Genomic DNA, 17,168 nt, shown 5'->3' with positions numbered 1-17,168 from the left:
GCAGCGCTACGCGCATCGACGCCACCGTCGTCGTTCAACCTCCGGGAACCGTCCTCGGCGCAAGGGCGAGATGACGCGCCCCTTGGCTCTTCTCCATATGCCGGTTCTGCTGGTTCCAGAGTTGACGATAGATCGAGCAGCGCTCGAGCAGCTCGCTGTGCGGACCAACGTCATCGACTCTGCCCTCCTCCATGACCAGAATCTGATCGCAGTTGGTCAGGGATGACAGACGATGCGAAACGATGACCATGGTGCGCCCGTGCGCGATGCGTAACAAATTTTCGTTCACCGCCGCTTCGCTCTCCGGGTCGAGCGCGCTAGTGGCCTCGTCGAGGATCAGGATGCGCGGATCGTGGATCAGCGCGCGCGCGATCGCCAGACGCTGGCATTGTCCGCCGGAAAGGTTCGGCGAACCCTCTTCGATATAAGTTTCGTAACCATTCGGCATCCGCTCGATGAATTCCTCGGCGCCCGCGAGACGCGCCGCGCGGACAGCGTCCGCGAACGTCAGTCCAGGGCGTCCGGCGATGATGTTGTCTCTGACCGAGCCGCGAAACAGAAAGTTGCTCTGCAGAACCACGCCGAAACTCTGACGGAGATGCCGGAGGTCGATATCGCGCAAATCCGATCCGTCGAGCTTCACGAACCCCCTGTAATCGCGGTTGAGCCCCTGCAAGAGACGGGTAATCGTGGACTTTCCCGAGCCGCTGCGACCAACGATGCCGAGCATGGCGCCGGCGGGAATGGAGAAGCTCACCCGATCGAGCGCCGGCACTTTGCTGCCGCCATAGGTGAACGTGACGTCCTGGAAGCTGATCGCGCCAATCAACTTCGGCCGCAACCCGACGGCGCCCGAACCGGACTCGAGCGGGTGATTCAATACCGACGCCGCTTCCCCGATCGCGGCATTGACTTCCTCGAAGTCTTCCACGAGCCGCGCCAGACCCACGAGCGGCTGCGCCATGCGCTGGCTCAGCATCATGAATGCAAATAGGCTGCCGACCAGGTAGCCGGTCGGATCGTTTATCGCTATGTAAGCGCCGATCACCATGACGCCGAGCGTCATCATGCGCTCGATCGGGGTCACCAAGGTCGCCGGCCAGTTGGCTAATTGTTCAAAAGCGAGGCGCCACTTCCCCGACTCCGCAATTCGTTCGTCCCATATGGCCCTGCGCTGTGGCTCCAGCGCCAACGCTTTCACTGTCCTTATTCCAACAATTGTTTCGCCGAGCGCGGCCGCCTTCCAGCTCTCCGCGGAGGCCACTCGACTGAAGAGGACCCTGAGGCGGCCCAAATAGGCCAGGATGATCGACATGATCGCTACGCCGCAGGCGACGACGATCCATGTCAGGGCCGCGTTCAGATAAAAAAGAAAGGGAAGCAACACACAAAGAGTGACGAGATCGAGAAAAGTGGCGAAAAGCTTACCAGTGAGAAACTCCCGCACCTTGTGGACTTGGCCGATCTTGTACATCGTCTCGCCGGCCGGGTGACGCTCGAAATAATCGAGAGGCAGGCGCAGCAGGCGATTGAAAACATGCAGGTTCAGCTTGGTGTCCAACCGCGCGCCAACGACCGAGGTAATCAGCCGCCGAGCGTATCCCAGGAACGTGTCGTACCCGACACAAATCACCATCATCCAGGACAGCAGCGACAAGGTCGAGATGCTATGGAACTGTAGCACCTTGTTCACCGTCGTCATGACCAAGAGCGGCGGGAAGATCGAAAGAACGCTCATGGCTAGGGAAGCGAGTCCGATGTCACGTAGCGATTGACGCTCTTGCAGCACCAGATCGATAAGCCAACGAAAATTGAACAGCGCATCTGTCTCGCCGTATCCGCGTATCTTGCGCAGGAGCACCGCCTCTCCTGTCCAGACCTCCGAAAGCCGCAGCTCGTCGACTGGAAACGACTCCGCTCCGGCAGGGGCGGACGGATCCTTTAAAAAAACAACCTTTCGCGCCGGGTCGGCGCCCACCGCCAAACCGGCGCTGCCGTCTGTGAACAACAACACGACCGGCCCATCGTCATGGATCCGAAGCAAATGTCGCCATTTAATTCGGACGGCGCGTGACCAAACGCCGGCATTCACGGCCCAGTCCGAGAGGGCCGCCGCCGACAGCGCTGTCTCGCCGGACGCATGTCTGATTTCGGTCATATCGAGCTCTACGCCATGATACCGGGCAGCCTGAAGCATCGCTTCCAAGCGGGGATGTACCGGGACTTCTCCGCCGGCCTCGTCTCCATCCGGCTCCGAAGCCGGCGACTTCGCCGTATCCGAAGATTTGCGCGGCCGCCCCTGATCCGGCATGATCAATTTCAGTGAAACCGCAGCTCCACTGCTCTCGCGCGGGGCGCGAGAAGCGTTGGTTTCACTTGGCGACAGCCTATCGCCGACAGCACCGACGATGCTGTGACCGAGCCGATGAGCGTGGAGCCAAACTGGCGACAAAATCCGAAGCAGCCAGGGCGATAAGGATGATTTTTCCTGCTCGTCCGCGCCAGGAGCCATGTTGGAAAACGAACTTTCCCGGCTCCGCAGGATAGCTTCGGCCTCGCATTCACCGATCGCCTCTTCGAGCGCGAGACGCTCGCGCTCGATTTCCAATTCGGTAATCGAAGGGCTTTCTTTGACCCGACTCAGAACGATACGCGCACGCTCATAAATGGCTCGGCGGCCTTCCGCGGTATTTTCATCGAGCGCGGCGACAGCGCTTGTGATCAAGGGATAATAAACATTCATCGGCGGTCACCAATCCCGCGACCATGGCGCCCAATCATGCCCGCTTGCCGCAGCAAATAAGCAGTCCCTATGCGTGAAATTTGTCGACAGTAATTAGACGACATATTTTGTCGAAGGAGGTTCGGGGGCATCAGCCGATTGCTGTGGCCCCGAGCCTCGTGTGGTGAAGCCTGGGCGGCGGCTGTCCATGCCGCCGCCCAGCGCTACGCCGTTTCAATGCTTATGCGGGTTCCCTTGATCCGTGAAGAGATCTCTCGGATCGGGCTTATTGTTCCCTGCTAGGCTGCCAAGTGCGCTGCCCAGCGAGTTGTTCGGCGTATGAGGTCCGAACCCTCCGCCCGTTCCATTGGTCTTCAACCCGCCAATCAACGGGTCGACAGTTGTAAGGGCCGCATTCAAGTTCACCCCTCCAAGGCCATGGTTTCCGATACCACCCGCGCCGCCGGCAGGCGTCGTCCCGCCGTAGCCGGTCGCGCCCTGCGGAGAATGCAGGAACCGCAGTGTATTGAACCCACCGCCGCTGGCGCCGAAAGGCGTCGTCAGAGGACCGCTCGCTCCGGTCGCCCCTTGCGAGTGCGTCCCGGCGGCGCCCGTCGCTCCAGTCAGACCTGTGTAGCCCGTCTTTCCGCTATGCCCCGTCGATCCGGTGTGACCCGTCTTTCCGGTGTGGCCGGTTGCGCCCGTCGCTCCAGTTCGACCCGTCGCTCCAGTGTGCCCCGTCGGTCCAGTGTGGCCCGTCTTTCCGGTGTGCCCCGTCGGTCCGGTGTGGCCCGTTTTTCCGGTGTGGCCCGTCGGTCCGGTGTGCCCCGTCTTTCCGGTGTGCCCCGTCGGTCCGGCGTGCCCCGTCTTTCCGGTGTGCCCCGTCGGTCCGGCGTGGCCCGTTTTTCCGGTGTGGCCGGTTGCTCCCGTCGCTCCGGTGGCTCCGGTTCGACCAGTCGCGCCAGTTCGACCCGTCGCGCCGGTGCGGCCGGTTGCTCCCGTCGCGCCGGTGCGGCCGGTTGCTCCCGTCGCGCCGGTCAGCCCCGTCGCTCCGGTGGCTCCAGTTCGACCCGTCGCTCCAGTGGCTCCGGTTCGACCCGTCGCGCCGGTGCGGCCGGTTGCTCCCGTCGCCCCGGTTCGACCCGTCGCTCCGGTGACGCCGGTTCGACCAGTCGCGCCCGTCGCCCCAGTTCGACCCGTCGCGCCGGTCAGACCCGTCGCTCCGGTGGCTCCAGTTCGACCAGTCGCGCCAGTCACACCCGTCGAACCGGTGGCGCCGGTCACACCCGTCGCGCCAGTGGCTCCGGTCAAACCCGTCGCGCCGGTCGCGCCGGCGTTACCCGTCGCACCAGCGGCCCCCGTCGCGCCAGTGGCCCCCGTCGCTCCAGTGGCTCCAGCGCCGGTCAGACCTGTCGAACCGGTGGCGCCGGTCACACCCGTCGCGCCAGTCAAACCCGTCGTGCCGGTCGCGCCGGCGTTACCCGTCGCACCAGCGGCCCCCGTCGCGCCAGTGGCCCCCGTCGCTCCAGTGGCTCCAGCGCCGGTCAGACCTGTCGAACCGGTGGCGCCGGTCACACCCGTCGCGCCAGCGGCCCCCGTCGCGCCAGTGGCTCCGGTCAAACCCGTCGCGCCGGCATCGCCCGTCGCACCAGTGGCTCCAGTCACACCCGTCGCGCCGGCGTCGCCCGCCGCGCCGGTGGCTCCGGTCACACCCGTCGCGCCAGTCGCTCCGGCGTCGCCCGCCGCGCCGGTGGCTCCGGTCACACCCGTCGCGCCGGTCGCTCCGGCGTCGCCCGCCGCGCCAGTGGCTCCGGTCACACCCGTCGCGCCGGTCGCGCCGGCGTCGCCCGCCGCGCCAGTGGCTCCGGTCACACCCGTCGCGCCGGTCGCGCCGGCGTCGCCCGCCGCACCGGTGGCTCCGGTCGCTCCGGCGTCGCCCGCCGCACCGGTGGCTCCGGTCGCTCCGGCGTCGCCCGCCGCGCCGGTGGCTCCGGTCACACCCGTCGCGCCAGTCGCTCCGGCGTCGCCCGCCGCGCCGGTGGCTCCGGTCACACCCGTCGCGCCGGTCGCGCCGGCGTCGCCCGCCGCGCCGGTGGCTCCGGTCACACCCGTCGCGCCGGTCGCGCCGGCGTCGCCCGCCGCACCGGTGGCGCCGGCGTCGCCCGCCGCGCCAGTGGCTCCGGTCACACCCGTCGCGCCGGTCGCGCCGGCGTCGCCCGCCGCGCCAGTGGCTCCGGTCACACCCGTCGCGCCGGTGGCGCCGGCGTCGCCCGCCGCGCCGGTGGCGCCGGCGTCGCCCGCCGCGCCGGTGGCTCCGGTCACACCCGTCGCGCCGGTCGCGCCGGCGTCGCCCGCCGCGCCGGTGGCGCCGGCGTCGCCCGCCGCGCCGGTGGCTCCGGTCACACCCGTCGCGCCGGTCGCGCCGGCGTCGCCCGCCGCGCCAGTGGCTCCGGTCACACCCGTCGCGCCGGTGGCGCCGGCGTCGCCCGCCGCGCCGGTGGCTCCGGTCACACCCGTCGCGCCGGTCGCTCCGGCGTCGCCCGCCGCACCGGTGGCGCCGGCGTCGCCCGCCGCGCCGGTGGCTCCGGTCACACCCGTCGCGCCGGTCGCTCCGGCGTCGCCCGCCGCGCCGGTGGCGCCGGCGTCGCCCGCCGCGCCAGTGGCTCCGGTCACACCCGTCGCGCCGGTCGCGCCGGCGTCGCCCGCCGCGCCAGTGGCTCCGGTCACACCCGTCGCGCCGGTGGCGCCGGCGTCGCCCGCCGCGCCGGTGGCTCCGGTCACACCCGTCGCGCCGGTCGCGCCGGCGTCGCCCGCCGCGCCGGTGGCTCCGGTCACACCCGTCGCGCCGGTCGCGCCGGCGTCGCCCGCCGCGCCGGTGGCGCCGGTCACACCCGTCGCGCCGGTCGCTCCGGTGTCGCCCGTCGCGCCAGTGGCTCCCGTCGCTCCGGTGTCGCCCGTCGCGCCAACCGGGGTCACTGGTGTCGCGATTATACTTGGCGTGACGTCAGTCCCGTCTGCAGCATATGCGACGATAGTGCCTCCGGTAGCGGTGGCCGGGAGAAAAATCAAACCGTTAAATGTGCCGGCAGGCACACCGCCGAGACCGCCCAAAGGGGCAGAAGTCGATACCGTGGTGCCTAGCAGAGTATAAACGCCCCCGATGTTATAGTAGAAGAAAATCGCCTGCCCGCCCTGGGCGGCGGAGAACCCGCTAATTTGGAGAAGCTCCCCATCCATAGCTCAATCCCTTATGTTCAAATTAATAGACTGATATGAAACTTAATAGACTGATATGAAAACATGAAACAGAAATACGTTAAACACCCTGCCACGCTGCGCGGCTGTGTTCCGATAGAAGCCGGCGCCTGAAGATTTTCAGCAACGAATTAACTTGAAATCCTTCAGGAAGGCCTTGTCATTTTTGTCGTCTCTTACACCGATGCTGCTCGGCGTGCAGCCCTCGGGGAGCCGAAACGTTACGCTATATTGCCCCGCTTGGACGCCCGGAGGGACGAAAGCTCCGTTGGCCCCCACGATGTGGCCCGACCCCAATTGCACATAGCCATCCGAGGCCGCGGAGCGACACATTACGAAAACGATGCTCGCGCCCTCGTTGCGATCGATTCCGGATACGTTGAAGTAGCCGTCCATCTAAAAGCCCCCTCGAGTTGTTGCGTGGCGACCAGCTCTCGAGAGAGCGTCTCCCGCGGCGCCGACGGAGGGATCGACGAAAAGGATTTTGGAGCGGCCCCTCGCTCTCCGATCTTTCGCGCCGGCTAATTCAGCCGAAATTTCGCCATTCGCGACTGCAGCCGTCTGGGGTCCAGCGGTGGCTTTCATGACCGTCCTTTTAAATTCGAGCCATCAAGCTCATATCAACGGCAAAGGGCGCCACACACAAATGGCGCCGATGAGGGAACATAGCTACGGACAACATGTAGTCTAGCGCCTGCTTCTGGCGCGGGCTCGCGGTGTTGAACGCACGCTGGCGGGTTCACCCCAAAACACGCAGCATCCGGCGAAAGCAAAATTGTAACCTCCGCTCGAACATAGCACATGAGGATGCAGTCCGTTCAACCCCGTATAGTTACTTCAGCAATTCTAAATGGCGCGGTGTGGGTTGAACTTTTTGGTTTTCGTAGATTCGGCTTTCTGATTCGGGGTGGAGTTGGATTGCGGCGATCTTCCGTTCCGCTATGTCGGCAAGCACCCGTCGCGCCTCGCTCGAGGACGTGATTCCCTGGTCGCACTGATTCGGGCGGGGAGCGCGGCCATGGGCGATCTGATTTTCGAGCTTGTCGACGAGGAGGCTCCTCGCGCTCGGCTGTTCGCGATTTTTCGTGGACGACGAAAGATTCCTGGTCGCGCCGGCGGCGAGACCAATCCGCGCTTCATCGTCACCTTTCTGAAAGCCGAACGTTGGGCGGCGCGGCCGCTCTACGAGGATTTCTATTGCGTGTGCGTGCGCGGCTCTGCGACAAAATTGCGTAGTGTGATACGATGCTACGACATAAGCCCTCGCCCTCGGCGGCATCGAGCGCGCCGGGGGAAGGCTCTGGCGGCAATGTCGACTATCGCCGAGCGCCGGCGGTGGCAAATCGGCGGAAGTGGCTTTAGACTGCCGATGGGCGACGAGGGCTGCGACACGGCAAAAACGCCGGGGAGCGCTCGCGTGTACAAAAGATGCTTGTTTCTTCGGACGTTGTTTGTCATCGCGAACATGTCGTGAGGCCTGCTCGGCGTCTTCCGAGCGAGCAGGCCGAGGACCTCTCGCAATCCGGCGTTTTGCGCCCTACAAAATAGGCAGTTGCGAGAGAGCCGCATTCCCGGGCCGAAACGCCCGGGCCTCATTGAAGCTCGTCGGTCGTCAGAATCCTCGACTTTTCGATCCGGCATTCCCGGGCCCAAGCGCCCGAGACGCTCGACATAGAGCTTCTCTCGTCACTTGGCTCGCCTTTCGCTTTTCGGATGGGAAAGGCTTTCACATCTCCCGTTTCGATCCGTCCTCTATCAATCCCGTTCAAGGCGAGTTGCGGCTGCGCGCGCCGCCGGCCTCGAGCGACGAGACGCTCGTTGCGGCCCGCATGATCGACGAATGACCTATTGCCCGCGTCTCGCCTTTCTATGGGCGCACGGACCTCGATGCGCGCGAACGCGCCGAGAGCACGCGGCGCTCTCGGCGCTCACATTCAGTTCGGGCGGCTGCACGAACAGGAGTGACCCTGTTCGCGGTTGCCGCCGCCGCTGCAGGACGAGGTCACTTCCTGCTGCGCCAGAATGAAATTGAAGCCGTAATTTTCCTCGTCCTCGGAAAAGTCGACCGTCGCGCCACGGAGAATGTCCATCGACGGCTCGTCGACGAAGATCCGGACATCGCGAATTTCGATGACGACATCGTCCTCCCTCGGCTCCGCCTCGAAGCGCATGGCGTAATTCGGGCCGGAGCACCCGCCGGCCTCGGCCATGATACGAACGCCATGGTTCGCCTTGTCGTTGGCCTTCATGGAATTTTCGATCGCCGCCACGGCGGGGCGCGTCAGAATCAGCATTTTGGCCTCCTTTAGGCTTTGACGCAGGTGTTTTCGACCGGGCAGACGTCGGCGCAGCGCGGCGGATCGCCGTCGCACTCCGTGCATTTGGCGGCTTCGATGACGTAAGTGTCGCCCTTCATGCGAATGGCGGCGTTGGGACATTCGAACTCACAGGCGCCGCAGGCGGAACATTGCGAGGCGACGATCTTGTAGGCCATTGTCTTTTCCTATCGTTGCAGAAGTCAGGCGTCGGCGGGCGCGTTCTCGCGATGCTTCGCATAGAGCGCCGCGATGGAAGGCTCGATGAATTCGAAGGCGTAGTCGTCGCTCGGCTCGATGCCGGCCTCTTTCAGCTCGGCCTTCGGGCAGCCGCCGATTTTCGCGCAGAGCAGAACATCGACGTCGCGCAGCATTTCGATGATTCCGCCGAGCGCCGAATCCTCGCCGAAGCCGCCCTGGCAGTAATGATCGTCGATCTTGCGCACGCCGAGGAAGCGCACGCTGGCGCCGTCCACGCGATAGACCTGAAATTCCCGCGCATGGCCGAAATGCTGATTGATGATTCCGTCGCCCTTGGTCGCCACGGCCACCGTCAGAGCCCGCAGGTCGGGCGCCGCCGCCTCTTCGAGGAGGTTGGCCGCCGCCGTTTTGGCGAGGCGATGCGCCTCGCGCTTGCGCTCGATCTCCTCGCGATAGGCCTCGCGCCGGGAGAAATCGACTTCGATCGTGTCCGGCAGCTTGTCGAGGGTGAATTCCTGGCCACGGTCCTCGCCGAGCAGGCCGACGGCGTCGGCGCGGCATTGCCGGCAATGGCGCATCATTTTCGCGCCGCCCTCGCAGGCGTCCTGCACGGTCTTCAATTCCTGCGGCGTCGGGCCCCGCTGACCGGCGAGGCCGAAATAGGTCCCATGCGCGGCGTCGGAAATGAGCGGCATGATATTGTGAAGGAATGCGCCGCGCGCCTTGACCTCGCGATTGACCTCGATGAGATGCTGGTCGTTGATCCCCGGGATCATCACCGAATTGACCTTCACCAAGACGCCGCGCGCGGTGAGCATTTCGAGACCGAGCATTTGCCGTTCATGCAGAATGCGCGCGGCTTCGATGCCTTTGTAACGCTTGTGCCGGTAGAAAACCCAAGGGTAGATTTTCGCGCCGATCTCGGGGTCGACCATATTGATGGTGATGGTCACATGGTCGATGTTCATGTCGACGATCTCGTCGACATGATCCGGCAGAGCGAGGCCATTGGTCGAAATACAGAGCTTGATGTCGGGCAGTTCCCGTGCGACCAGATCGAACGTCTGCTTCGTATGGCGCCAGTCATAGAGCGCGTCGCCCGGTCCGGCGATGCCGAGGACGGAGAGCTGCGGCACGCTCTGAGCGACAGCGAGGACCTTGCGCGCGCCCTGCTCCGGCGTGAGACGCTCGGAAACGACGCCCGGTCGGCTCTCATTGGCGCAATCATATTTGCGATTGCAGTAGTTGCACTGAATATTGCAGGCCGGCGCGACCGCCACATGCATGCGCGCGAAATAATGATGCGCTTCCTCGGAGTAGCACGGGTGGTCCTTGACCTTTTCCCATATTTCCGGCGCGAGCTCGTCCGCTCCCTCGGAGGAGCCGCAAGAGGAGGACGCGCAGCCGCCGGAATTGGGGGCCGTCGTCGCCTGCCGTCCGTCCGCCGTTCGCATCAGATCTTCGATCGTTATCATCGGCTGTTCCTCATGAATGTCGGGCGTTCGGATCTGACGCCGAACGGCAGGAGAGTGACTGTTCACGGTGAGTTTCGGAGACGCCGAAGAGATGCGCCTTCTCAGATCATTATGGGGACGACCATCACGGGCTGGTCGAGAACCTGCAGCAGTCTGCGTCGAATGGAGCCGAGCGTCTGGCCGGCGAGCGCGCAAGTGAGACATTTTCCCGTCAAGCGCACCTCGACGCGCCGATCGCGCAGGGCGAGGAATTCGATGTCGCCGCCATCGGCCTGAATTCCGGGCCGCGCCTCTGCGATGATCTCGGCGATGATCCGTAGCCTTTCATCCTCGGTCATTGCAGTCTCGTTGCCGGCGCCGATTGAAGACATGAAACCCACCTATGGAATGCGGTCCGAGCCCGCGATTGCCTCACTCCAGCTCTTCCATCGACGAGACGAGCTTGCGACTCGCCGTCGTCTCCAGAGCGGCCGGAGGCGGCGAGATCGGAGACGACGCGGCGAGGGCCTTTTTCTTCGCCTTGTCGACCCAGGCCAGGCCGCCATAGACGAGAGCGAGGCTCACCTCGTTCAAAAGGTCGAGAATGTCGTGGCCTTCGTCGACGATGATCGGCTGAATGCCGGCCAGCATGAGCCGGCGGATCGAGTTGCTGCCGATAGAGGCGGCGTAAACGGCCGCGCATCCTTCGACGAATTCGAGTTTCGGAATGACCTTGTCTTCGACTGTTCCGGTGAGGCCGTTACGGCCGGTTTCGCCGACCTGCTCCGCCTTGAAGAATTGCCGAACGCCGATGAGATCGGCGCGGCCCGGCGACACATCATAGACGACCAGCCGCTCCGCTCCGCCGAAATGCAGGTCCACTCTCTCTTGATCGCTCGAGGCGAAGGCGATCTTGAGCATGGGTCACTCCGCCGCTTCGTTGCGATAGCGCGACACATGAGGCCGCAATTCCTGATAGTGATCCGAGAGGAGATTGGCGGCGGCGAAGACCAGCCGCCGCGTGCCGCCATAGCCGATCCACGCGTCCGCGTGAGCGCCATAGGCGTCGTAGACGGGAAAGCCGGCGCGTAGCAGAGCCGCGCCTGTACGGCGAGCGATCTCGGCTCCATGCGAATTCGCCACGATGAGATCGATTTCATTCTCGCGCACGAGCGTCTCGAAATCCTCGAGATCGCCGATGACGACAGATTCGATGGGCAGATCCTCGAGACGCGGAGCCTCGGTCGAAGCGACCGCCACGGCGACATCGGCGCCCATTCCGTGGAAGAAGCAGGTCATGGCGCCGACGAGATCGGCGTCTCCGGAGACTCCGATCTTCGCGCCGCCGAACTGAAACTGGCAATCGACCATGGCGTCGGCGAGCTGGTTGCGCTTGCGTTCGAACTGCGGCGGAACCGGCGCGCCGGAGATAGTCGCGAGCGCTTCCGTGAAGGCGTCGGATTCGGCGAGACCGATCAGCTGGTCGAAGCGCCAATCGGGAACATTGGTCTGCTCCTTCAAGAGATCGGCGGCGCGGGAGAGCGAACGGCCGATGACGAAGGTCGCGACCGATTCTCCCATCGATTCGATCTCGGCGCGCCCAGTGCCGCCATAGGTCAGCGTGGAATAGCCCGCCTCGATCAAATGGCCGTCGAGCGACGATCCGATATCGGGTAGAACGATCGGCGTCAGCCCGAAAGCCTCGATCCAGGCGCGCAGCTCCTCGAGATCGCCCGGCGTCGAGGATGCGGAAGCGAGCACATTGACCTGGCGCGTCTTCTTTCGCGCGATCGGACGCCGCGGAACGAGCGCTCGGATCATGGCCTCGACGGAGGCGGCGAAGCCGGTCTCGAGGCAGCCGAGCGTGTCGCTGGCGCTGACCGGCACGACCGCGACCGAGCCGAATTCCGGATGTTTGCGCCGGAATTCCTGCACCGTCCGCGGCACGTCGGCGCCTTGCATTTCCGAGAGGCCCGTCGTCACGATGCCGATGACCTTCGGCGCGTTCTTCGCGCAAATCGTCGCCAGCGCCTCGATCACATTGGAGTCCGCGCCGAGGACCGTCGTCGTCTGATCCATCGCCGTCGTCTGCAGCGGGATGGGCTCGTTGAAATGGCGCATGAAAAAAAGCTTGTTGAAGGAGGTGCAGCCGCGCGCGCCATGTTCGAGCGGCATGCATTCGGAGAGACCCATGAAGGCGAGCGACGCGCCGATCGGCTGGCTCGCCTTCAAGGGATTGACCGAGAGCGGCTTGGTCGGCGTGAGGATTTCGGCCATGTCGGCCTCCCTCAAGCGACGGCGCGCGCCGGAATGCGCTCCGCCCAGGCAGGACGGGAGCGCACCTGCGCCCAGACAGGGGAATGAACCGCATGATCGAGATTGCGTGCGAGCTCGATCAGCCCGTCATAGGCAGCGTAGCCGATGCGGCGAACATGATCGATGTCGAGGAACGGGATGCGGGACTTCAGCGTCGGGTAGATGTAGCGATCGCCGGCGATGAGAATGTCCGCATCGCACTCGCGGTAGACGTTGATGAGCGCGGTCTGGTCATTGTCCGAGATCATGCGCGCGTCGGGGCCCATGAGGTCTCGGATGCGGGCCTTGTCTTCCTCGGTCGATTTTTCCGTGCCTGTAGCCACGACGATCATGCCGAGGTCCTGCATGGCGGACACGACCGACCAGGATTTGTACCCGCCGGTGAAGATCAGCACGCGCTTGCCGCGGAGCCTTTCGCGCAACGGAACGAGCGCCGCCTCGACACGGGCCTCCTCCCTCGCGATGAGCGCCTCGACGCGAGCGGCGAGATCCGGATCGCCGAGAAGGCGAGCGAAGCCTCGAAAAGCTTCGGACGTGTCCTTGACGCCGTAGAAGCTGCCTTCGAACCACGGGATCGAATAGTCTTCTTCCAACTTGCGCGCGACATGCAGCATCGCCTTGGAACAGACCACCATGCTCGCCTCCGCGCGATGCATGGTCTGAACTTCGCGGAACCGGCTGTCGCCGGAAAAGCTGCACAAGACGCGGAGCCCGAGCTCGTCGAAGAACGGCGACACATTCCAGAACTCGCCGCCGACGTTCCACTCGCCGATCAAATTCACGTCATGGCGAACAATTCCCGGGATTTCTTTTTCCGGCGGCGCTGGATCCGGCTCGCGCGTGCCGATGATATGTCGGTAAGCGGCGTCGCCCGCGACGCGATTACCGAGGTTCTTGTTTCCATAGAAACCCGCACAGTCCACCGGAACGACGGGAACGCCGAAGCGCTGAGCCGCCGCTTTCGAGACGGCGTCGATATCGTCGCCTTGGAGCGCCGGCACACAGGTGTTGTAGACAAACACGGCCGCGGGCTTGTGCGTCTCGACCGCTTGACGAATGGACTGGAAGAGACGTTTCTCACCGCGCCCCATGATAACGTCCATGTCGGAGAGATCGGTGGTCATCCCGATCCGATAGGTGTCCGGCCCCGATGAACGCGTGCCGCGATTGTCCCAGGACGAGCCTGCGCAGCCGATCGGTCCGTGGACGATATGGGCGACGTCTGCCACCGGAAGAAGCGCATTGCGCGCGCCGTCGAAGCAGCAGCCGCCTTGTGTGGCGCCCGGCGCAGGCTTTGAGCAGCCGGATTTGGATTTCTTATTATGAGCGCAGGCGGTTTCGTTCATCAGCGCCTGGAGTTCTTCGGGCTTCATGCCGGCCTCCACAATCGTCTCTCGACAATTTGCAAAGCAGAGGCCACCGCCGGATCGGTCATTTAACTATTTGAAAACAAAACACGATCGATCGATTGTTCACAAATGTGCGCGAACTTGGAGGTGCAATTCTTCGACGGAAGCCGCCGGTTCGTACATTAATGTAACTGCATTACATATCATAGCTCCAGTCGTGACGGCATGGACCGGCCACAGCGCCCCTTGCTCCGCTGAGGTGACATCGTTATATGATATGTTTATAGTACGATCGGCATGAAAATTGCCACGTTCTGACGAGCGCCCGGCGGCGAGATTGGGCTCGGCGAGGGCTCGGCGCGTTCGCCTCGCCCGATTCAGGATCGGAGATCGCATGGGTCCGCGAGTGTCCATGATCGCCTCTGGCGACGACGATCTCGAAGACTTCACGCATTGCTTCACCGGCGAGTGCCGGATCAATGTCCTTCCGATACTCTATAAGATTAGCCAGATCATTTCCGAAAGCGAGGATCTCGAACATTCGCTGAATATCATCCTGAGCATCATGCAGCGCCGCCTCAAGATTCTCCGCGGCGCCGTGACCCTCTATGACCGCGGAACGGAAACCATCTTCATCCACAGGAGCTTCGGCCTCAGCGACCAGGAACAGTCTCGCGGCGTTTACGCGCCCGGCGAAGGCATCACGGGCGAGGTCGTGGAATCGGGACAGCCGATCATGGTGCCCCACCTCGGCGACGATGCGCGTTTTCTCGATCGCACGCAGACGCACAAGGACGGCGCGGGACGAAACGCCTCCTTCTTCTGCGTGCCGATCGTTCACGCGAAAAAAGTGCTCGGCGCGATCAGCGCGGAGCGCGTCTATCTCAATCGCCAGCTGTTGAAGCAGGATATGGAGCTCGTCGCGACGCTCGGCTCCATGATCGCTCCGGCAGTCGAGCTGTATCTGCTCGAAAGCTTCGAAAAGGTCCGTCTCGAGAACGAGAACCGCTGGCTCAAAAACGCGCTGAAGCAGAAGTTCAAACCGAGCAACATCATCGGCAATTCGAAGCCGATGCAGGAAATCTACAGCCTCATTGAAAAAGTCTCGGCGACCAAGGCGACCGTGCTCGTTCTCGGCGAAAGCGGCGTCGGCAAGGAACTGGTGGCGAGCGCGATTCATTTCAGCAGCCCCGCGGCGGGCGGCCCCTTCGTCGTCTTCAACTGTGCGGCCTTGCCCGAAAGCATCGTGGAGAGCGAATTGTTCGGCCATGAGAAAGGCGCCTTCACAGGCGCGGCGATGATGCGGAAGGGGCGGTTCGAACTCGCCGATGGAGGCACGATCTTCCTCGACGAAGTCGGGGAATTGAGCCTGCCGCTGCAGGCGAAGCTGCTGCGGATCCTGCAACAAAAGACATTCGAGCGGGTCGGCGGCTCGAAGCCGATTCGGGTGGACCTGCGCATCATTGCAGCGACAAACCGCAATCTGCCGGAGATGATCGAAAAAGGACAGTTCCGCGAAGACCTCTTCTACAGGCTCAACGTCTTTCCCATAACGATCCCGCCTCTGCGAGATCGCGGAAGTGACGTGATCCTTCTCGCGGATCACTTCGTCACGACATGTTCGAGGGAAATGGGCAGGGAGATCAAACGCATTTCGACGCCGGCGCTCAACATGCTCACCGCATATCATTGGCCCGGCAATGTTCGCGAGCTGGAGAATGTCATCGAGCGCGCCGTCATCCTCTCCGACGACAAAGTGATCCACGGATACAATCTCCCGCCTTCACTGCAGACTTCTGCGGAGACGGGAACGAGCTTCGGTTGTGGACTGGAAGCCAAAATTCAGGCCGTCGAGTATGAGATGGTCGTCGAGGCGCTGAAGAATCACAATGGAAATATGACAGACGCCGCGAAAGAGCTCGGGCTGACGAGACGAATTCTCGGTCTGCGCATGGAGAAGCACGGTATCAACTATAAGACTTATCGGCGCGCCGCCACACAAGGAGCACGAAATGGCTGAGATGACGGAAAACCAAATTTTTAATTTGCTATTGGCGGATATCGCCATGGCCGCCGCGATTCTGACGGCGGGGTCGACTTTCGCGCCGCCGGCCGATTACGCTCCCGGCGCCATCCGCGATAACTGGCTCGCCGAAGCGACCGACGAAGTGCTCGAGCGCCGCGTGCTGGCGCTGGCCAATGCGGGATTGAGCTCTCTGCAGGGCGTCGACGCCGACCAGTTGCTGGCGGCGGCGAGCAAATATGGCGTTCCGATCGACACCGCCCTCGCGGATCGCATCGTCGAATTCTTCACCGACAAGCGGCAAGCGCTTCTGCGCTATCGGCGCTGAACAAAGAAAATCGGGCTCCTCGCGGAGCCCGATTTTTTGGTGATTTGGAAAAATAGAAAATCACATGGGCGTGATCCCGTGCTCCTCGTAGATCACGTCCTGAGCCTTCTTGAACTCGATCATAGTGAAGTTGTACCCGGCGGCCCGGATCTCGGCCCAACTCGCCTCCTCGTCCTCGGAAACCTCATTCATCTTCTGTCGAAAATCATCGTCCGAGCGCATGCGCCGGATGTAGGCGACCGCAGATTCGACCGACATCGGGAGCTCCTTTTTTCAAGTCAGCTCCGGCCCGGAGCGATCCGGGCCGGAATGGCCGTCAGACGGCGAGCTCGGCCGCGGTCTTGCCGACCTGCGACTCGTCCACCGCCTGCATGATGCCATGCTCCATGAGCAGGTCTTCGAGTTCGTCCATCGTGATCGGGCTCGGGATAATGCCATTGCCCTTGTTCGCATGAACCTTTTTCGCGAGTGTGCGATATTCATTCGCCTGGCTGCAGTCCGGGGCGTATTCGACGACCGTCATGCGGCGCAGCTCGGCGTGCTGAACGGTGTTGTTCCGCGGCACAAAGTGGATGAGCTGGGTGCCGAGCTTCTTCGCCAGCGAGTCGGCGAGCTCGTACTCCTTGTCGGTCTTGCGCTCGTTGCAGACGAGCCCGCCGAGACGCACGCCGCCGGAGTTGGCGTATTTCAGAATGCCCTTGGAGATGTTGTTGGCCGCATACATGGCCATCATCTCGCCGGACATGACGATATAGATCTCCTGCGCCTTGTTCTCGCGGATCGGCATGGCGAAGCCGCCACACACGACGTCGCCGAGCACGTCATAGGACACGTAGTCCACATCGTCATAAGCGCCATTCTCCTCGAGGAAGTTGATCGAGGTGATGACGCCGCGGCCCGCGCAGCCGACGCCGGGCTCCGGACCGCCGGACTCCACGCATTTGATGTCGTTGAAGCCGATCTTCATCACGTCCTCGAGCTCGAGATCCTCGACCGAGCCGGCCTCCGCGGCGAGCGACAGGATGGTGTCCTGCGCCTTGGAGTGGAGGATCAGACGGGTCGAATCCGCCTTGGGGTCGCATCCGACGATGAGGATTTTGTGGCCCATCTCCGAGAGCGCAGCGAGCGTGTTTTGAGAGGTGGTCGACTTTCCGATGCCGCCTTTTCCGTAGAAAGCAATCTGTCGCAGCATGTTCGCTCCTATT

15 protein-coding genes are annotated in these 17,168 nt (G+C 63.3%); 3 read left to right on the top strand and 12 right to left on the bottom strand.

Annotated elements, in window-relative coordinates; genetic code table 11:
- Window positions 1-34 precede the first annotated feature (34 nt).
- The 3 genes from AC6IW9_RS10125 to AC6IW9_RS10115 all read right to left on the bottom strand — a co-directional run bounded on the left by AC6IW9_RS10125 (window position 35) and on the right by AC6IW9_RS10115 (window position 6,373).
- Window positions 35-2,743 carry a peptidase domain-containing ABC transporter gene (locus tag AC6IW9_RS10125; protein WP_497772088.1) on the bottom strand — a complete coding sequence of 903 codons (2,709 nt, stop codon included), beginning with the start codon at window positions 2,741-2,743 and terminating at the stop codon, window positions 35-37.
- Between the two features lie 213 nt (window positions 2,744-2,956).
- Window positions 2,957-5,698, bottom strand: a complete 2,742-nt coding sequence (locus AC6IW9_RS10120) for a hypothetical protein (RefSeq protein ID WP_497772085.1) — start codon at window positions 5,696-5,698, stop codon at window positions 2,957-2,959.
- A gap of 399 nt (window positions 5,699-6,097) precedes the next feature.
- Window positions 6,098-6,373, bottom strand: a complete 276-nt coding sequence (locus AC6IW9_RS10115; RefSeq protein WP_497772082.1) for a hypothetical protein — start codon at window positions 6,371-6,373, stop codon at window positions 6,098-6,100.
- Window positions 6,374-6,995: 622 nt separating this feature from the next.
- Here AC6IW9_RS10115 and AC6IW9_RS10110 point away from each other — a divergent pair.
- Window positions 6,996-7,451, top strand: a complete 456-nt coding sequence (locus AC6IW9_RS10110; protein ID WP_497772603.1) for a hypothetical protein — start codon at window positions 6,996-6,998, stop codon at window positions 7,449-7,451.
- Window positions 7,452-7,911: 460 nt separating this feature from the next.
- Here AC6IW9_RS10110 and AC6IW9_RS10105 read toward each other — a convergent pair whose 3' ends face one another.
- From AC6IW9_RS10105 to nifE, 7 genes are all read right to left on the bottom strand, one after another.
- On the bottom strand, window positions 7,912-8,271 hold the full coding sequence (locus AC6IW9_RS10105; RefSeq protein WP_497772079.1) for a HesB/IscA family protein: 360 nt from the start codon (window positions 8,269-8,271) through the stop codon (window positions 7,912-7,914).
- 11 nt (window positions 8,272-8,282) lie between these two features.
- Window positions 8,283-8,471 (bottom strand): 4Fe-4S dicluster domain-containing protein, encoded by a 189-nt coding sequence (locus tag AC6IW9_RS10100; protein WP_497772076.1) that lies wholly within the window; start codon window positions 8,469-8,471, stop codon window positions 8,283-8,285.
- Window positions 8,472-8,495: 24 nt separating this feature from the next.
- Window positions 8,496-9,968: a nitrogenase cofactor biosynthesis protein NifB gene (gene nifB / locus AC6IW9_RS10095; RefSeq protein ID WP_497772073.1), complete on the bottom strand. Its 1,473-nt coding sequence runs from the start codon at window positions 9,966-9,968 to the stop codon at window positions 8,496-8,498.
- Between the two features lie 101 nt (window positions 9,969-10,069).
- Window positions 10,070-10,306 (bottom strand): NifU family protein, encoded by a 237-nt coding sequence (locus AC6IW9_RS10090; protein ID WP_497772070.1) that lies wholly within the window; start codon window positions 10,304-10,306, stop codon window positions 10,070-10,072.
- 73 nt (window positions 10,307-10,379) lie between these two features.
- Window positions 10,380-10,868, bottom strand: a complete 489-nt coding sequence (locus AC6IW9_RS10085; protein WP_497772067.1) for a NifB/NifX family molybdenum-iron cluster-binding protein — start codon at window positions 10,866-10,868, stop codon at window positions 10,380-10,382.
- 3 nt (window positions 10,869-10,871) lie between these two features.
- Window positions 10,872-12,224: a nitrogenase iron-molybdenum cofactor biosynthesis protein NifN gene (nifN, locus tag AC6IW9_RS10080; RefSeq protein ID WP_497772064.1), complete on the bottom strand. Its 1,353-nt coding sequence runs from the start codon at window positions 12,222-12,224 to the stop codon at window positions 10,872-10,874.
- A gap of 11 nt (window positions 12,225-12,235) precedes the next feature.
- A complete protein-coding gene (nifE, locus tag AC6IW9_RS10075) occupies window positions 12,236-13,636 on the bottom strand; it encodes a nitrogenase iron-molybdenum cofactor biosynthesis protein NifE (protein WP_497772061.1) in 1,401 nt (466 codons plus the stop codon).
- Window positions 13,637-14,024: 388 nt separating this feature from the next.
- Between nifE and AC6IW9_RS10070 the strand changes: the two genes are divergently transcribed.
- Together AC6IW9_RS10070 and AC6IW9_RS10065 are read left to right on the top strand one after the other, a co-directional pair.
- Window positions 14,025-15,632, top strand: a complete 1,608-nt coding sequence (locus tag AC6IW9_RS10070) for a sigma-54 interaction domain-containing protein (RefSeq protein ID WP_497772058.1) — start codon at window positions 14,025-14,027, stop codon at window positions 15,630-15,632.
- A gap of 46 nt (window positions 15,633-15,678) precedes the next feature.
- Window positions 15,679-15,963 (top strand): hypothetical protein, encoded by a 285-nt coding sequence (locus AC6IW9_RS10065; protein WP_497772056.1) that lies wholly within the window; start codon window positions 15,679-15,681, stop codon window positions 15,961-15,963.
- Between the two features lie 60 nt (window positions 15,964-16,023).
- On the opposite strand, the gene AC6IW9_RS10060 is transcribed toward AC6IW9_RS10065, so the two are convergent.
- Together AC6IW9_RS10060 and nifH are read right to left on the bottom strand one after the other, a co-directional pair.
- Entirely contained in the window at window positions 16,024-16,221 is a 198-nt protein-coding gene (locus AC6IW9_RS10060) for a Nif11-like leader peptide family natural product precursor (protein ID WP_497772053.1), read from the bottom strand.
- 58 nt (window positions 16,222-16,279) lie between these two features.
- Entirely contained in the window at window positions 16,280-17,155 is an 876-nt protein-coding gene (gene nifH / locus AC6IW9_RS10055; protein WP_497772050.1) for a nitrogenase iron protein, read from the bottom strand.
- Window positions 17,156-17,168: the final 13 nt, after the last annotated feature.

The organism is Methylosinus sp. shoA (assembly GCF_059718125.1).
This window is presented reverse-complemented; position numbering and strand designations above follow the sequence as displayed.

What these genes read in the sequence shown, in the direction of transcription:
- AC6IW9_RS10060 (WP_497772053.1), bottom strand. Translation starts at nt 16,221, where the DNA reads ATGTCGGTCGAATCTGCGGTCGCCTACATCCGGCGCATGCGCTCGGAC.
- nifN (WP_497772064.1), bottom strand. Translation starts at nt 12,224, where the DNA reads ATGGCCGAAATCCTCACGCCGACCAAGCCGCTCTCGGTCAATCCCTTG.
- AC6IW9_RS10065 (WP_497772056.1), top strand. Translation starts at nt 15,679, where the DNA reads ATGGCCGCCGCGATTCTGACGGCGGGGTCGACTTTCGCGCCGCCGGCC.
- AC6IW9_RS10090 (WP_497772070.1), bottom strand. Translation starts at nt 10,306, where the DNA reads ATGACCGAGGATGAAAGGCTACGGATCATCGCCGAGATCATCGCAGAG.
- AC6IW9_RS10105 (WP_497772079.1), bottom strand. Translation starts at nt 8,271, where the DNA reads ATGCTGATTCTGACGCGCCCCGCCGTGGCGGCGATCGAAAATTCCATG.
- AC6IW9_RS10115 (WP_497772082.1), bottom strand. Translation starts at nt 6,373, where the DNA reads ATGGACGGCTACTTCAACGTATCCGGAATCGATCGCAACGAGGGCGCG.
- nifH (WP_497772050.1), bottom strand. Translation starts at nt 17,155, where the DNA reads ATGCTGCGACAGATTGCTTTCTACGGAAAAGGCGGCATCGGAAAGTCG.
- AC6IW9_RS10110 (WP_497772603.1), top strand. Translation starts at nt 6,996, where the DNA reads ATGGGCGATCTGATTTTCGAGCTTGTCGACGAGGAGGCTCCTCGCGCT.
- nifB (WP_497772073.1), bottom strand. Translation starts at nt 9,968, where the DNA reads ATGATAACGATCGAAGATCTGATGCGAACGGCGGACGGACGGCAGGCG.
- AC6IW9_RS10100 (WP_497772076.1), bottom strand. Translation starts at nt 8,471, where the DNA reads ATGGCCTACAAGATCGTCGCCTCGCAATGTTCCGCCTGCGGCGCCTGT.
- nifE (WP_497772061.1), bottom strand. Translation starts at nt 13,636, where the DNA reads ATGAAGCCCGAAGAACTCCAGGCGCTGATGAACGAAACCGCCTGCGCT.
- AC6IW9_RS10085 (WP_497772067.1), bottom strand. Translation starts at nt 10,868, where the DNA reads ATGCTCAAGATCGCCTTCGCCTCGAGCGATCAAGAGAGAGTGGACCTG.
- AC6IW9_RS10070 (WP_497772058.1), top strand. Translation starts at nt 14,025, where the DNA reads ATGATCGCCTCTGGCGACGACGATCTCGAAGACTTCACGCATTGCTTC.
- AC6IW9_RS10125 (WP_497772088.1), bottom strand. Translation starts at nt 2,743, where the DNA reads ATGAATGTTTATTATCCCTTGATCACAAGCGCTGTCGCCGCGCTCGAT.